At 70.2% G+C, this 13,808-nt stretch carries 13 protein-coding genes and 1 riboswitch; of the genes, 5 read left to right on the top strand and 8 right to left on the bottom strand.

All coding sequences use genetic code 11. The annotated features are described in order from the left end of the window. Positions 1 to 26: 26 nt before the first annotated feature. Together ychF and EO081_RS10885 are read left to right on the top strand one after the other, a co-directional pair. Positions 27 to 1,127 (top strand): redox-regulated ATPase YchF, encoded by a 1,101-nt coding sequence (gene ychF, locus EO081_RS10890; protein ID WP_129341949.1) that lies wholly within the window; start codon positions 27 to 29, stop codon positions 1,125 to 1,127. A 76-nt stretch (positions 1,128 to 1,203) separates the two neighbouring features. Further along, positions 1,204 to 2,481, top strand: a complete 1,278-nt coding sequence (locus EO081_RS10885; RefSeq protein WP_129341948.1) for an alkaline phosphatase family protein — start codon at positions 1,204 to 1,206, stop codon at positions 2,479 to 2,481. 54 nt (positions 2,482 to 2,535) lie between these two features. Here EO081_RS10885 and EO081_RS16955 read toward each other — a convergent pair whose 3' ends face one another. The 6 genes from EO081_RS16955 to EO081_RS10855 all read right to left on the bottom strand — a co-directional run bounded on the left by EO081_RS16955 (position 2,536) and on the right by EO081_RS10855 (position 9,245). Then, positions 2,536 to 3,291, bottom strand: coding sequence for a chromosomal replication initiator protein DnaA (locus EO081_RS16955; protein WP_183947923.1), 756 nt, complete (start codon positions 3,289 to 3,291; stop codon positions 2,536 to 2,538). A gap of 185 nt (positions 3,292 to 3,476) precedes the next feature. Further along, positions 3,477 to 5,048 (bottom strand): aminomethyl-transferring glycine dehydrogenase subunit GcvPB, encoded by a 1,572-nt coding sequence (gene gcvPB, locus EO081_RS10875; protein ID WP_129341947.1) that lies wholly within the window; start codon positions 5,046 to 5,048, stop codon positions 3,477 to 3,479. After that, a complete protein-coding gene (gene gcvPA, locus EO081_RS10870; protein ID WP_129341946.1) occupies positions 5,045 to 6,403 on the bottom strand; it encodes an aminomethyl-transferring glycine dehydrogenase subunit GcvPA in 1,359 nt (452 codons plus the stop codon). The genes gcvPB and gcvPA overlap by 4 nt, the downstream gene beginning before the upstream one ends. Positions 6,404 to 6,676: 273 nt before the next feature. Continuing rightward, entirely contained in the window at positions 6,677 to 7,048 is a 372-nt protein-coding gene (gene gcvH, locus EO081_RS10865) for a glycine cleavage system protein GcvH (protein WP_129341945.1), read from the bottom strand. A 12-nt stretch (positions 7,049 to 7,060) separates the two neighbouring features. Then, the gene (gene gcvT, locus EO081_RS10860; RefSeq protein ID WP_129341944.1) at positions 7,061 to 8,242 is read right to left on the bottom strand and encodes a glycine cleavage system aminomethyltransferase GcvT; all 1,182 of its coding nucleotides are present in this window, start codon (positions 8,240 to 8,242) and stop codon (positions 7,061 to 7,063) included. A gap of 153 nt (positions 8,243 to 8,395) precedes the next feature. Beyond that, a riboswitch (glycine riboswitch) is annotated at positions 8,396 to 8,498 on the bottom strand. Between the two features lie 99 nt (positions 8,499 to 8,597). Continuing rightward, a complete protein-coding gene (locus EO081_RS10855; protein WP_183947925.1) occupies positions 8,598 to 9,245 on the bottom strand; it encodes a hypothetical protein in 648 nt (215 codons plus the stop codon). Positions 9,246 to 9,360: 115 nt separating this feature from the next. On the opposite strand from EO081_RS10855, the gene ispH reads away from it, so the two are divergent. From ispH to rnhA, 3 genes are read left to right on the top strand one after another with little or no spacing between them, the layout of a single operon-like run. Continuing rightward, a complete protein-coding gene (gene ispH, locus EO081_RS10850; protein WP_129341943.1) occupies positions 9,361 to 10,335 on the top strand; it encodes a 4-hydroxy-3-methylbut-2-enyl diphosphate reductase in 975 nt (324 codons plus the stop codon). A gap of 3 nt (positions 10,336 to 10,338) precedes the next feature. Further along, on the top strand, positions 10,339 to 11,292 hold the full coding sequence (thrB, locus tag EO081_RS10845; RefSeq protein WP_129341942.1) for a homoserine kinase: 954 nt from the start codon (positions 10,339 to 10,341) through the stop codon (positions 11,290 to 11,292). Further along, entirely contained in the window at positions 11,289 to 11,750 is a 462-nt protein-coding gene (gene rnhA / locus EO081_RS10840) for a ribonuclease HI (RefSeq protein WP_129341941.1), read from the top strand. Before thrB ends, rnhA begins: the two co-directional genes overlap by 4 nt. A gap of 4 nt (positions 11,751 to 11,754) precedes the next feature. Here rnhA and EO081_RS10835 read toward each other — a convergent pair whose 3' ends face one another. Continuing rightward, positions 11,755 to 12,849, bottom strand: a complete 1,095-nt coding sequence (locus EO081_RS10835; RefSeq protein WP_129341940.1) for an NAD(P)/FAD-dependent oxidoreductase — start codon at positions 12,847 to 12,849, stop codon at positions 11,755 to 11,757. Continuing rightward, positions 12,846 to 13,796, bottom strand: coding sequence for an alpha/beta fold hydrolase (locus EO081_RS10830; protein WP_129341939.1), 951 nt, complete (start codon positions 13,794 to 13,796; stop codon positions 12,846 to 12,848). Before EO081_RS10830 ends, EO081_RS10835 begins: the two co-directional genes overlap by 4 nt. Between the last annotated feature and the right edge of the window lie 12 nt (positions 13,797 to 13,808).

Raw genomic sequence — 13,808 nt, 5'->3', positions numbered from 1 at the left:
TCACCATCGGGATCGAAGAACCGGACATGGGTTTCCGCTGCGGCATCGTCGGGCTTCCGAACGTCGGCAAGTCCACCCTTTTCAACGCGCTGACCCAGACGGCAGCGGCGCAGGCGGCGAACTATCCGTTCTGCACGATCGAGCCGAACGTCGGCAACGTCGCCGTGCCCGACGAGCGGCTGGAGAAGCTGGCTGCCATCGCCGGCTCCCAGAAGATCATCGAGACGCAGCTGGGCTTCGTCGACATCGCGGGGCTCGTGCGCGGCGCATCCAAGGGGGAGGGCCTGGGCAACCAGTTCCTGGGCAACATCCGCGAGGTGGACGCGATCGTCCACGTGCTGCGCTGCTTCGAGAACGACGACATCCAGCACATCGACAACAAGGTCGACCCGATCGCCGACGCCGAGACGGTCGAGACCGAGCTGATGCTCTCCGACCTGGAAAGCCTGGAAAAACGCGTCCCCAACCTGGTCAAGAAGGGCCAGCAGGGCGACAAGGAGGCCAAGATCGGCGCCTCCGTGCTCGGCCAGGCGCTCGACCTGCTGCGCGAGGGCAAGCCCGCACGGCTGACCCAGCCCAAGGACGACGAGGAAGCGCGCGTGTTCGCCCAGGCGCAGCTGCTCACCGCCAAGCCCGTCCTCTACGTCTGCAACGTGAATGAGGAAGACGCGGCCGAAGGCAATGCGCTCTCTGCCAAGGTGTTCGAGAAGGCTGCGGCCGAAGGCGCACAGGCCGTCGTCGTCTCCGCCGCGATCGAGGCCGAGATCGCCACCATGGAACCCGCCGATCGCCAGGAGTTCCTGAGCGACCTGGGCCTGACCGAGACCGGCCTCGCCCGCGTCATCCGCGCCGGCTACAAGCTGCTCAACCTGCTGACCTTCTTCACGGTCGGCCCGAAGGAAGCGCGCGCCTGGACCGTGGAGGCCGGCGCCAAGGCGCCGCAGGCCGCAGGCGAGATCCACACCGACTTCGAGCGCGGCTTCATCCGTGCCGAGACCATCGCCTATGACGACTATGTCGCCTGCAACGGCGAAGCCGGCGCGCGCGAGGCGGGCAAGCTGCGCCAGGAGGGCAAGGAATATGTCGTCCACGACGGCGACGTGATGCTGTTCCGCTTCAACGTCTGATTCTTCGCCGGCCGAAAGGCCGGCCAAGGGCCGCAACTGTCATATTCCTGCCGCGGACGCGCGCGAAGGGCGGGCCATGTTCAAGCCCGTCTTCGCCGCGTTCCTGGCACTCGCTTCGCTCACCGCCTGCACTCAGACCCTGCCTGCTACGGACACCGTCGCCGGCACCGCGCCGGCCGAGGCACGCGCACCCGTCACCATCCTCGTCTCGATCGACGGCTTCCGCCCGGACTATCTCGGCCGCGGCGTGACGCCGGTGCTGTCTCGACTGGCGGCCGGCGGCGTGACCGGGCCGATGCACCCCTCCTTCCCCTCCAAGACCTTTCCCAACCACTGGACGCTGGTGACCGGCGTCCGTCCCGACCGGCACGGCATCGTCGCCAACCGGATGGAGGATCCTGCCGATCCCAAGAACGTCTTCACCATGGCGACGGACGACCCGAGCTGGTGGAACGGCGCGGAGCCGATCTGGGTGGCGGCCGAACAGGCGGGCATCCGTACCGCGACCCAGTTCTGGCCCGGATCCAACGTTCCGATCGGTGCCACCCGCAGCCCCGAATGGCCGCACGAGACGCACGGCGGCACCCGCCCCTCGGACTGGCAGCAATATAACGAGGCGATCAGCCCGACGCAGCGCGTCCAGGGGGTGCTCGACTGGCTGCGTCGCCCGGCCGCGATCCGTCCCCGCCTGCTCACCCTCTATTTCGAGGCGGTGGACACCGCCGGCCATCGCTTCGGTCCGGATTCGCAGGAGGTGAACGAGGCCGCTGCCGGCGTGGACGCGGCGGTCGGTGCGCTCGTCGACGGCCTTGCGGCGATCGGCCAGCCCGCAAACCTGGTGATCGTCGCCGATCACGGCATGGCCGCCACCAGCAGCGAACGAGTCGTGGCCCTCGACAAGCTCGCCGATCCGTCGCTCTACCACGTCGTGGAGGCCGGCCCCTACGCCGCGCTGACGCCGACGCCCGGCAAGGAAGCGGCGGTCGAAAGGGCGCTATTGAAGCCGCACGCGCACATGGAGTGCTGGCGCAAGGCGGAGATCCCCGCCCGCTTCCACTATGGCCGCAATCCGCGCGTGCCCGCCATCCTGTGCCTGGCGGAGGACGGCTGGCAGGTGCTGCCGACCGCGCCGGCAAAGCCGCAGACCGGCGGCAACCATGGCTTCGACAACATGGCGCCGGACATGACGGCGCTGTTCATCGCCCACGGCCCTGCCTTTGCGAACGGACGCACGCTGCCGGACTTCGACAACGTCGCCGTCTACCCGCTGCTGCGCGACCTGATCGGCCTCCCGCCCGCTGAAGGGGTCGACGGCACCGACGCGCCGTTCCGCGGCGTTCTCAAGGCGCAGTAAGGCGTTCGGCCGGCGCGGGCCCTAGTTCAGCCCCGGGCCCGTCGCCTGCCGGCGTCAGTTCGGACGCGATCCGCCCCGGCCGCTGAACCGCGGACCGCCCGAACGGCCACCCTGCCCGCCCCAGCGCGGGCCTGAACGCCCGCCGCGATTTCCCCAGCTGGGGCTGGGACGGCCGCCCGGCCGCGCGTCGCTGCCGCCCGGCCGATCCGGACGCTGGGCACCCGCGCCGCCCTGGTCGGGACGCGAACTGGGGATCCAGGCACCCGGCCGGCCCGGGCGGACGCCGGGACGATACTCGCCGCCTTGCCCCGGACGAACACCGGGGCGCCCGTCGCCCGGACGGCCATCGCCGGGACGACCGGGGCGCACGCCCGGACGACCGTCACCGGGGCGGCCAGGCCGCACGCCCGGACGCCCGTCGCCGGGGCGGCCAGGCCGCACGCCGGGACGCCCGTCGCCAGGCCGGAAGTCGTTCCAGTTGTTGCGGGGACGGTCGTTGCCGCGCCAGCCGTGCCGGCGCTGCTCCCAATAGCGGCGCTGGCCGTCGTTCCAGCGATGCGGACGCCGGTAGCGGTCGTAGACGTAATAGCCCGTGCCCGGATAATAATAGTCGCCGTACCAGCCCCAATAGGGCGAGCCGAAGCCGCTGCCGTAGCCGTAGCCATAGCCGTCGTAATAGGGATCGTAATAGCCGGCCGAGCCATAGCCGACCGACATGCCGCCATAGCCATAATCGTCATAGGCGCAGGCGCTGACGCCCAGGCCCGCCGCCGCGATCAGCGCCAAAGTACGGATGCGCTTCAGAAACATGGGAAAATCTCCCGAATAGAGATGAGCCGTTGATCGCAGAAAGCGGTTGAACGGAGCGTGAACTATTCGGAACAACGTAGGCGATACTTGGCCGGTTCCGGCGTGGTCCCGACGATAGGCGCCCGCGCGCGCGTGTCGGCCGCTTCTCCTCCCGGACGGCCCGCCCGGGAGGAGGCTGCATGCACTTACTCGGCCGCTTGCGCCGCCGGCTGCGGCGCCTTCCAGCGCAACACCGGCTTGCGGGCGGCCTGGGTCTCGTCCAGGCGGCGGCGCGGGGCGAAGTGCGGCGCGCCCTTCAGCGCCTGATCGCCGGCCTTGGCGCGTTCCGCCACCGAGCGCAGCGCGCCGATGAACTGGTCGAGCGCCGCCTTCGACTCGGTCTCGGTCGGCTCGATCAGCATCGCGCCGTGGACGACGAGCGGGAAGTACATCGTCATCGGGTGGTAGCCCTCATCGATGAGCCCCTTGGCCACGTCCAGCGTCGTGAAGCCCTCGGCCAGCCCCTCGTCCGAGAACAGCGCCTCGTGCATGCACGGGCCGCTGCCGCCGAACGGCGCGTCGAGCACGTCCTCCAGGCTCCGCAGCACATAGTTGGCGTTGAGCACCGCGTCCTCGGACACCTGCTTGAGGCCATCGGCGCCGTGGCTGAGGATGTAGCTGAGCGCCCGGGTGAACATGCCCATCTGGCCGTGGAAGGCGACCATGCGGCCAAAGCTGCCGGCATGATGCTCGCCCGCCGTCTCTTCCTCGATCAGCGCGAAGCGGTCGCCCTGCTTCTCGACGAAGGGCAGCGGTGCGAACGGCGTCAGCGCCGCCGAGAACACCACCGGCCCCGAACCCGGTCCGCCGCCGCCGTGCGGGGTCGAGAAGGTCTTGTGCAGGTTGATGTGCATCGCATCGATGCCCAGGTCGCCCGGACGCACGCGCCCGACGATCGCGTTGAAGTTGGCGCCGTCGCAATAGACATAGCCGCCGACGCCATGCACCGCGTCGCTGATCGCGCGCATGTCGCGCTCGAACAGGCCGCAGGTGTTCGGGTTGGTGATCATCACGCCCGCCACGTCCGGCCCCAGCCGCGCCTTCAGCGCCTCCAGGTCCACGCGCCCTTCGGCGGTGGCGGGAATGTCCTCGACCTTGAAGCCGGCAAAGGCCGCGGTCGCCGGGTTGGTGCCGTGGGCGCTCTCGGGCACCAGGATCACCTTGCGGTGGCCCTCGCCCTTCGCTTCCAGCGCCGCGCGGATCGCGAGGATGCCGCACAGTTCGCCATGCGCGCCCGCCTTGGGGCTCATCGCGACCGAGTCCATGCCCGTCAGCGTCACCAGCCAGTGCGCCAGCTGGTGGATCACCTCAAGCGCGCCCTGCACCGTGTCGACCGGCTGCAGCGGATGCACGTCGGCGAAGCCAGGCAGCCGCGCCATGCGCTCGTTCAGGCGCGGGTTGTGCTTCATGGTGCACGAGCCGAGCGGGAACAGGCCCAGATCGATGGCATAGTTCTGACGGCTGAGACGCGTGTAGTGGCGCACCGCCTCCGGCTCCGACAGGCCCGGCAGGCCGATCGGGTCCTTGCGCTCCATGCCGCCGAGGCGCGACGGCGCCTCGGGCGCGTCGTCGAAGTCGACGCCGGTCGTGCGCGTGGAGCCAATCTCGAACAGCAGCGGCTCTTCGAGCATCAGCGCGCGGTTGCCGGTGAAGGTCGCCTGGGTGGCCTCGTCGCTGCCGCCCATCTCGGGGCGCCAGCCGCTCTGGTTGATCGTCATGCCAGCACCTCTTCGAGCTCGGTTGCGAGCGTCTCGATATCTTCCGCGGTCACCGTCTCGGTCACCGCCACCACCAGGCCGTTGGCGAGCTCCGCCTCGCCCGGATAGAGCCGGCCGAGCGACACGCCCGCGAGCACGCCGCGATCGGCAAGCGTGCGGACGACCGGCCGCGCTTCCTTGGACAGCTTGAGCGTGAACTCGTTGAAGAAGCTGGTGTTGACCAGCTCGATGCCCGGCACCTTCGCCAGCCGGTCGGCCGCAGCCACGGCGCGCGCGTGATTGCTCGCGGCGAGCTGGCGCAGGCCCTTTTCGCCCAAGAGCGTCATGTGGATCGAGAAGGCGAGCGCGCACAGCCCCGAGTTGGTGCAGATGTTCGACGTCGCCTTTTCGCGGCGGATGTGCTGCTCGCGGGTCGACAGCGTCAGCACGAAGCCGCGCTTGCCCTCGGCATCCACGGTCTCGCCGCACAAACGTCCCGGCATCTGGCGGACGAGCTTGTCCGAGCAGGCGAACAGGCCGACGTACGGCCCGCCGAACTGCAGCCCGACGCCCAGCGACTGGCCTTCACCCACGACGATGTCGGCGCCCAGTTCGCCCGGCGAGGCGATCGCGCCCAGCGCCACCGGCTCGGTGACAACGGCGATCAGCAGCGCCTTGTTGGCGTGTGCCGCCTCGGCGATCGGGCGCAGGTCCGGGATGCGGCCGAGGATGTCGGGATACTGTACGACCACGCACGAGGTGTCGCCGTCGATCGCGGCGATCAGCGCCTCGGCATCGGTGTCGGCGGTGAGCGTCGGCGCGGAGGTCTCCAGCACGTCGCCGGTGAACTTCGCCATGGTGTTCGCGACCGAGACATAGTGCGGGTGCAGCCCCGACGACAGGATCGCCTTGCCGCGGCGGGTGACCCGGCGCGCCATGGTGATCGCTTCCCAGCAGGCGGTCGAGCCGTCGTACATCGACGCGTTGGCCACGTCGCAGCCGAACAGCTGCGCGACCTGCGTCTGGAACTCGAACAGCATCTGCAGCGTGCCCTGCGCGATTTCCGGCTGATAGGGCGTGTAGGCGGTGAGATACTCGCCGCGCTGGATCAGATGGTCGACGCTCGCCGGGACATGGTGGCGATAGGCGCCGCAGCCGAGAAAGAACGGCGCGGTGCCGGCGGCGAGGTTCTTGGCGGCAAGCGCCGACAGGTGGCGCTCGACGGCGAGCTCGCTGGCATGGTTTGGCAGGCCGGGAATGGGCCCGTCGAGGCGCGCGGCCTCCGGCACATCGGCGAACAGCGCGTCGACGGAGGACGCGCCCACCGCGGCGAGCATCGCCTCACGGTCGGGCTGGGTCAAAGGCAGGTAGCGCATGGCGATCCTTCGGGACAGTAGCCCGGTGCCCGTAAGACCTTTGCGAAAGCCCCGCTTCGTGCTCCTGCGAAAGCAGGAGCCCAGGGTTCCAGACGCCGCAAGCCGGTGTTCTGCCTGGCCCTGGATCCCTGCCTGCGCAGGGATACGGGAGTATCTGGGCGCCTGTTGCGCCTTTTGCAAAGGTCCGGCGACCGCCGGGTTCTCCTGCGGCGGGTATGCTCCACAAGAGCCACCCGCCCGAGATGCCGGCCTCGCAGCCGGCAGGACTTGGGGTTAGAGCTTGGCGACGAACGCCGCGTACTGGTCCGCGTCCATCAGCCCTTCCAGCTCGGAGGCGTCGGCGAGCGTCAGGCGGAAGAACCAACCCTCGCCTTCCGGGTCCTCGTTGACGAGCGCCGGATTGGCTTCAAGCGCCGGGTTGCCCTCCACCACCGTGCCGGAGGCCGGGGTGTAGACGTCGGAGGCGGCCTTCACCGACTCCACCACCGCCGCGTCGTCGCCCTTGGAGAGTGCGCGACCCTCGTCGGGAACTTCGACGAACACGACGTCGCCCAGCTGGCTCTGGGCATATTCGGTGATGCCGACGGTCGCGACGTCGCCGTCGACTTCGACCCACTCATGCTCTTCGGTGAAATAACGGCTCATCGACGGCGCTCCTTAGCGGACGTAACGGTGGGAAATGAACGGCATCGGCACGACCTCTGCAGTATGGGTCTTGCCGCGCTGGGACAGGGTGACTTCGGTACCGGCGACCGCAAGTGCGGCCGGCACATAGGCCATGGCGATCGGCGCGCCGACGCTGGGGGCGAAGCCCCCCGAGGTCACGCGGCCGATGGTCTTGCCGGCCTGATCGACAACCGTCGCGCCCTCGCGCACCGGCTGGCGGCCGTCGACGCGCAGGCCGACGCGCTTGATCGCCGGCCCCTCGGCACGCTCGGCCAGGATGCGCTCGGCGCCAGGAAAGCCCCCCTCCTCGCGACGGCGCTTCGACAGCGCGAAGCCCAGGTCGGCGGCGACCGGCGTGGTCTCTTCGTCCAGGTCGTGGCCGTAGAGCGGCAGGCCCGCCTCCAGGCGCAGCGAGTCGCGGGCGCCCAGGCCGATCGGCTGGACCTCTGCCTCGGCGGTCAGCGCGTCGGCGAAGGCCTCGACCGCCTCGGCCGGCAGCGAGATCTCGCAGCCGTCCTCGCCGGTATAGCCCGAGCGGCTGATCCACAGCGCATGGCCGGCCCATTCGAACGCACCCGCGGTCATGAAGCGCAGCGCGTCGACGCCGGGGATCAGGCGTGCGAGCGTGGTGACCGCCTCCGGCCCCTGCAGCGCCAGCAGCGCGCGATCTTCCAGGTGGTTGATGGTGATCGAGTCGGGCAGCGCCTCGCGCAGATGGCCGAGGTCGTCGTATTTGGTGGCGCCGTTCACGACCATGTAGAAGGCCTCGCCGGCCGGCACCGGCTCGCCCGCCTCGCCGAATGGATGCGCTTCCGGCAGGCGGGTCACCATCAGGTCGTCGAGGATGCCGCCGTTGTCGGCGAGCAGCAGCGAATAGCGCATGCGGTTGGCCGCCAGCACCTGGAGGTCACCGGGCAGCAGCGCTTCCAACGCCTGGGCCACGCCCTCGCCCGTGAACAGCAGCTGGCCCATGTGGCTGACGTCGAACAGGCCGGCGTGCTGGCGGGTCCACAGATGCTCGGCCATGATGCCTTCATACTGCACCGGCATCACATAGCCGGCGAAGGGCACCATGCGGCCGCCCTTGGCGCGATGCCACGCATCGAGCGGCAGCAGCGAAGGGGCGATCGGCTCCAGGCCGTCCGCATCTTGGGAGGAATTCGGGTCGCTCATTGCGCAGTCTCCGGCAGGTCGGCACGACGCAGACACAGGCCTCCCCGCGTCCCCGCCGCCCCCTCTGTCACGGAACCTGAGAGCTTTCGCGCGGGCACCCCACGCTTACCCCTTCGGTGGCGCCGAAATCACGGCGCGCTTTCCAGAGTGTCGTTGGCGCGCGCGGTCCCTTTAGCCTGAGAGATTCCGGGGCGGTTGCTCCTTCGGCGGCCGCATGCGGCCTGCAAGGCCGGCGGCGCTCTCCCGCGCGTGCCCATGGCCGTTTTGTCCGACCATCGACGGTTTCGCTCTGGCTCGGCCGCGGAGCCGAGTCAATCGGCCTCGCGCGGCGCGAGTCGATTAGGCCGGCGCCAGATCAGCGCGTGACGTTGTAGCGCAGCTGGTCCTGGGTCAGCTGGAAGCCGACCAGCGCCTCGAACGAGGCGTTGAGCACGGCCTGGCGCACTTCCGGCGTCGACAGTGGATCGACCGCGGCATCCTCTGCGCCGGCCTTGCGCGGGCGGACGATCTGCTGGCGAATCGCGTCGGGCAGCGTCGCGGCCGAGCGCTGCACCACCGCGGTCGCGCTCCCGGTCGCCTGCGCGCGCGCCTCGCCGGCCGGGAAGTCGAGCACGGCATGGTTGATGCGCTTGGCCACCACCTGCGATCCGCCGCGCACCACCGTCAGGAAGTACGGCAGGTCGACCTGGCGTGCGCCATCGGTGCGGGTGCGGCGCGCCTGGATGTCGAAGGTGACGGTGGAGACGATGTCCTCGCCCGACTCGTTGCAGGTGGCGCGCACGTTGGTGATCGTCGCGGTCACGTCGATCGCGCTCGCCAGCTGGTTGCCGGCCGGATCGAACAGGGTGATGTCGCCGGTGCCGGCGGGCACGCCGGCCGCCGGGCAGGCGGAGCGGACGCTGGTGATGCCCACGCCACGGGTCACGTCGATCTCGCCTTTACGGCTGCACCCCGCGAGAGCGAGGAGCGCGACAGCGGAAACAGCGAGCGTTCGGACGATCACAGGGGAGTACACCTTTCACGACGAACGGGCCGCCGCGCTAGCGCCGACCCGGACCGTCGCCAGCATAGGAAGCGCCTTTCAAGCGCGCAAGCAATCGCGTAGATGCGCCAGGGTGATGACCGATCCCGCCACGCCGCCCGCTGCCAAGCCCGTCCTCGAGCTGCTGATCGCGGCGCCCCGCGGTTTCTGTGCCGGCGTCGACCGGGCGATCCGCATCGTCGAGCTCGCGATCGAGAAGCACGGCGCGCCCGTCTACGTCCGGCACGAGATCGTCCACAACAAGTTCGTCGTCGACAGCCTGCGCGCCAAGGGTGCGATCTTCGTCGAGGAACTGGACGAGGTTCCTGCCGGCGTGCCGGTGGTCTTCTCCGCGCACGGCGTGCCCAAGTCGGTGCCGGCAGAAGCGGAAGATCGCGGCCTGGAATATCTCGACGCCACCTGCCCGCTCGTGTCGAAGGTCCACCGCCAAGCCGAGCGGCTGGTGACCACCGGCCACCACATCCTGTTCGTCGGCCATGCCGGCCACCCGGAAGTGATCGGCACCTTTGGTCAGGTGCCGCAGGGTCAGATGACGCTGATCGAAACGGTGGAGGATGCCGAAACGGTGACAGCGGCCGATCCGAACAACCTCGCGTTCCTCACCCAGACCACGCTGTCGGTCGACGACACCGCCGACATCATGGCGACGCTCCAGCGCCGATTCCCGGCGATCGTGGCGCCCAAGGCCGACGACATCTGCTACGCCACCTCGAACCGCCAGGCGGCCGTCAAGGCGATCGCCTCTTCGTGCGACCTGGTACTGGTCATCGGCGCCCCCAATTCGTCCAACTCGCTGCGCCTGGTTGAAGTCGCCGAGCGCGAGGGCACGCCATCGCACCTGATCCAGCGCGGCAGCGAGATCGACTTCGCGTGGCTGGAGGGTGTCGGCTCGCTCGGCCTCACCGCCGGTGCGTCGGCCCCCGAGATGCTGGTGCGCGAAGTGGTCGATCGCCTTGCCGAGCGATACGAGATCCACGAGCGCGAGGTCGAGATGACCCGCGAGACCCTGACCTTCAAGCTGCCCCGCGGCCTCGAAGCCGCTGCCGCCTGACCGGTGGCCGTCTATACGCAGGTTTCGGCGGAGGCGCTCGGCGCCTTCCTCGCCCGCTATGACGTGGGCGCGCTGGTTTCGGCCAAGGGCATCGCCGAAGGGGTCGAGAACTCCAACTATCTGGTCGACACCACCCGCGGCCGCTTCATCCTGACGCTGTACGAGAAGCGGGTGGATGCGGGCGACCTGCCCTTCTTCTTCGCGATGATCGACCGGCTGGCCGATGCGGGCAACCCGGTGCCGCGCGCGCTGCCCGACCGCACCGGCATGGTGATCCAGACGCTGGAAGGCCGCCCCGCCTGCCTGATCGAGTTCCTGTCGGGCGTGTCGCTCAGCCAGCCGACGCCCACCCAGGCGCGCGCCGGGGGCGCGGCGATGGCGCGCATGCACGCGGCGCTCACCGACTTCGCACCGGTCCGCCCCAACTCCATGGGCGTCGGGGCGTGGCCGCAGCTGTTCGAGCAATGCGCGCCCGGGCTCGACAGCATCCAAGCCGGCCTGCGCGAGCGCGTCGACGGCGCACTCGACCGCACCCTCGCCGCCTGGCCGCACCAGCTGCCGACCGGCGCGATCCATGCGGACCTGTTTCCCGACAATGTCCTGATGCTGGGGGACGAGGTCACCGGCCTCATCGACTTCTACTTCGCCTGCACCGACGTCCGCGCCTACGACCTGGCGGTGATGCACTCCGCGTGGAGCTTCGACGGCCGGGGCGTTCCGCTCGATCCGGCCGTCGGGCGCGCCCTGCTGGAGGGCTATGAAGCCGGCTTCGGCCTTTCGCCGGAGGAACGCGCAGCGCTGCCCGTGCTGGCGCAAGGGGCGTGCATCCGCTTCCTGCTGACGCGCGCCTGGGACTGGATCAACACCCCCGCCGATGCGCTGGTGACGCGCAAGGACCCGCTCGCCTATCTGCGGCGGCTCGACTGGTACGAGAACAACAGGAACGCGTTTCGATGACCGAACTGACCTCCGTCGAGATCTTTACCGACGGCGCGTGCAAGGGCAATCCCGGCCGCGGCGGCTGGGGCGTGGTGATCCGTTCGGGCGAGCATGAGCGCGAGATGTCGGGCGGCGAGGCGCATACCACCAACAATCGCATGGAACTCATGGCCGCAATCGAGGGGCTGAACGCCCTCAAGCGGCCGTGCCAGGTGACGCTGTCCACCGACAGCCGCTACGTGATGGACGGCCTCACCAAGTGGATCAAAGGCTGGCAGAAGAACGGCTGGAAGACCGCCGACAGGAAGCCGGTGAAGAACGCCGAACTCTGGCAGGCGCTGCTCGCCGCCGCCAAGCCGCACCAGATCAAGTGGGTCTGGGTCAAGGGCCACGCCGGCCACCCGGAGAACGAGCGCGCCGACAAGCTCGCAAGCGACGCGGCGATGGCGGCGGGCGGCCGGAGCGCCGCCGCCTGAGGCGTCAGCCGAACCGTTCCGGACGGTAGAGACCGGCGTCCACGCCGGCCGGCATGGTTCCCCGTCCCAGCAGCGCCGCCGATAGCGCCGCGCCGGCGGGCGCGGTCTGAATGCCGAACCCACCCTGCCCGGCGCACCAGAACAGCCCCTCGACCCGCGGGTCCCAGCCATAGACCGGCAGCCGGTCGGGCGCGAAGCTGCGCAAGCCGGCCCAGCGCCGCTCGACCGCCTCGACCCGCCAGTCGACGACGCGCTGCATCCGGTCGATCGCCCGGGCGACGTCGATCTCCTCCGCCGCCACATCCCCGGGCTCCACCGGCGTCTCGTCATGCGGCGTCAGCCACACGCGCCCGCCGGGCTCGGGCTTGAAGTAGAAGCCACCCGCCGCGTCCATCACCACCGGCAGCGACGGCGGCGCCGGTGGATCGACGCGCAGCTGCACCATGGTGCGGCGATAGGGCTGGATGCCGACCGGCGCGGCCCCGGCAAGCACCGCGATTCGGTCCGCCCAGGCGCCGGCCGCGTTCACGAGCACGTCGGCGTCCACCACCGCGCCATCGCCCAGCCGCAGCCGCCAGCCTCCCGCCGCCCGCCGGGCCTCCACCAGCATCGCGTCGCAGCGCAGGATCGCGCCCATCCGGCGGGCGCGGGCAAGAAAGGCCCCGTGCAACCGCGCGACGTCGATGTCGGCGCAGCTCGGCATCCACAGGCCCTGCCATTCGCCTCTCAGGCCTGGCACCCGCAGTGCCGCGTCCTCGCGCACCATCGCGATTCCCGACCCGGCAAACCGCGCCTCGAATGCGTCCAGGGCTGCCGGGTCCGCTGCGGGCGCGATCATCAGTTCGCCCCGTTGGCCCAGGAACGGCTCGCCCCCGAACTCCGCCGGCGGCCGGTGCAGGAACGGCCCCGACGCGCTGGTGAGCGGCTGCACCCCGGGCCCCCCATAGGTCTCCGACCAGAAGGCCGCCGAGCGACCCGTGGCGTGGAAGCCCGGGTGCGCCTCCGCCTCCAGCAGCACGACCGAATCCGTACCGGCGATCATCGCGGCAAGGCTCGCGCCGGCCATGCCTGCGCCGACGATGGCGATCCGGCGGGTCACGCCGGCACCGGCACTTCGGCCAGGAATCGGTCGATCTCGGCGAGCGCACGGTCGCGGATCGCATCCGTCTCGCGCAGCAGTTCGTGCCGGGCCTCCGGTCCGAAGCGGACCAGCGTCGCCCGCTTGAGCCGCGCCGCCACCGCCAGCGCCGCCTCCGGATCGACCAGCGCATCCCCGTCCGCGACCAGCAGCTGTACCGGAACGTCCAGCGTGGCGAGCGCAGGGCTCGCGTTCAACGTGCGGGTCGACCGGAACGCCTCCAGCACCCATGCCCAGCTCGGCGGTCCGGTGCGATGGGCCGGGTTCGCCTCCAGCCACCAGAGCTCGTCCTCATAGCGCGCGCGGTCGGAGGTCAGCAGCGCCTGGCGCGAGGCGCGGGTGAACGGGCGCTCGTTACCGCGCCAGGCCGGTCGACTGCGGGAGCCGAAGCCGGCCAGCAGACGTGCCGCGCGCTCGCCGAAGCGCGGGCCCACCGGCGACTTCAGCCCCAGCATCGGCGCCACCAGCACCGCCGCATCCGCCGTAACCCGGCCCTCCGCCAGCGCGCGCAGCACCAGGTGCCCGCCCATCGAATGTCCGACCATCACGTGCCGCCCGACCCGCTCCCCCCGCCATGCGGAGGCAAAGGCCGCGAGATCGTCGACATAGGTGTCGAACGTGTCGATATGGCCGCAATGGGGGTTGGCCGTCAGCCGGCCCGACCCGGCCTGCCCGCGCCAGTCGAAGCTCGTGATCGACCAGCCGCACGCACGCCAATGCGCGAAGCTTTCCAGATATTTCTCGAACACGTCGCCGCGTCCGACCTGGAACAGCATGGCGCCGCGCTGGCGAGCGCCGTCTGCTGCCGGCCAGTCGAACCGGCGGTGCACCCACCCGTCGGGTGCATGCCATCGGGTAATCCGCGCCGCGGCGGGAATCGCGCGGCGATACAGGGCGTGGGCAGCCATGCCCCCGGTTAC

The sequence above is a fragment of the Sphingomonas desiccabilis genome, from assembly GCF_004135605.1.
GTDB lineage: Bacteria > Pseudomonadota > Alphaproteobacteria > Sphingomonadales > Sphingomonadaceae > Sphingomonas > Sphingomonas desiccabilis.
Note: the sequence above shows the minus strand (reverse complement) of the source record. Positions and strands in the feature narration are given on the sequence as shown.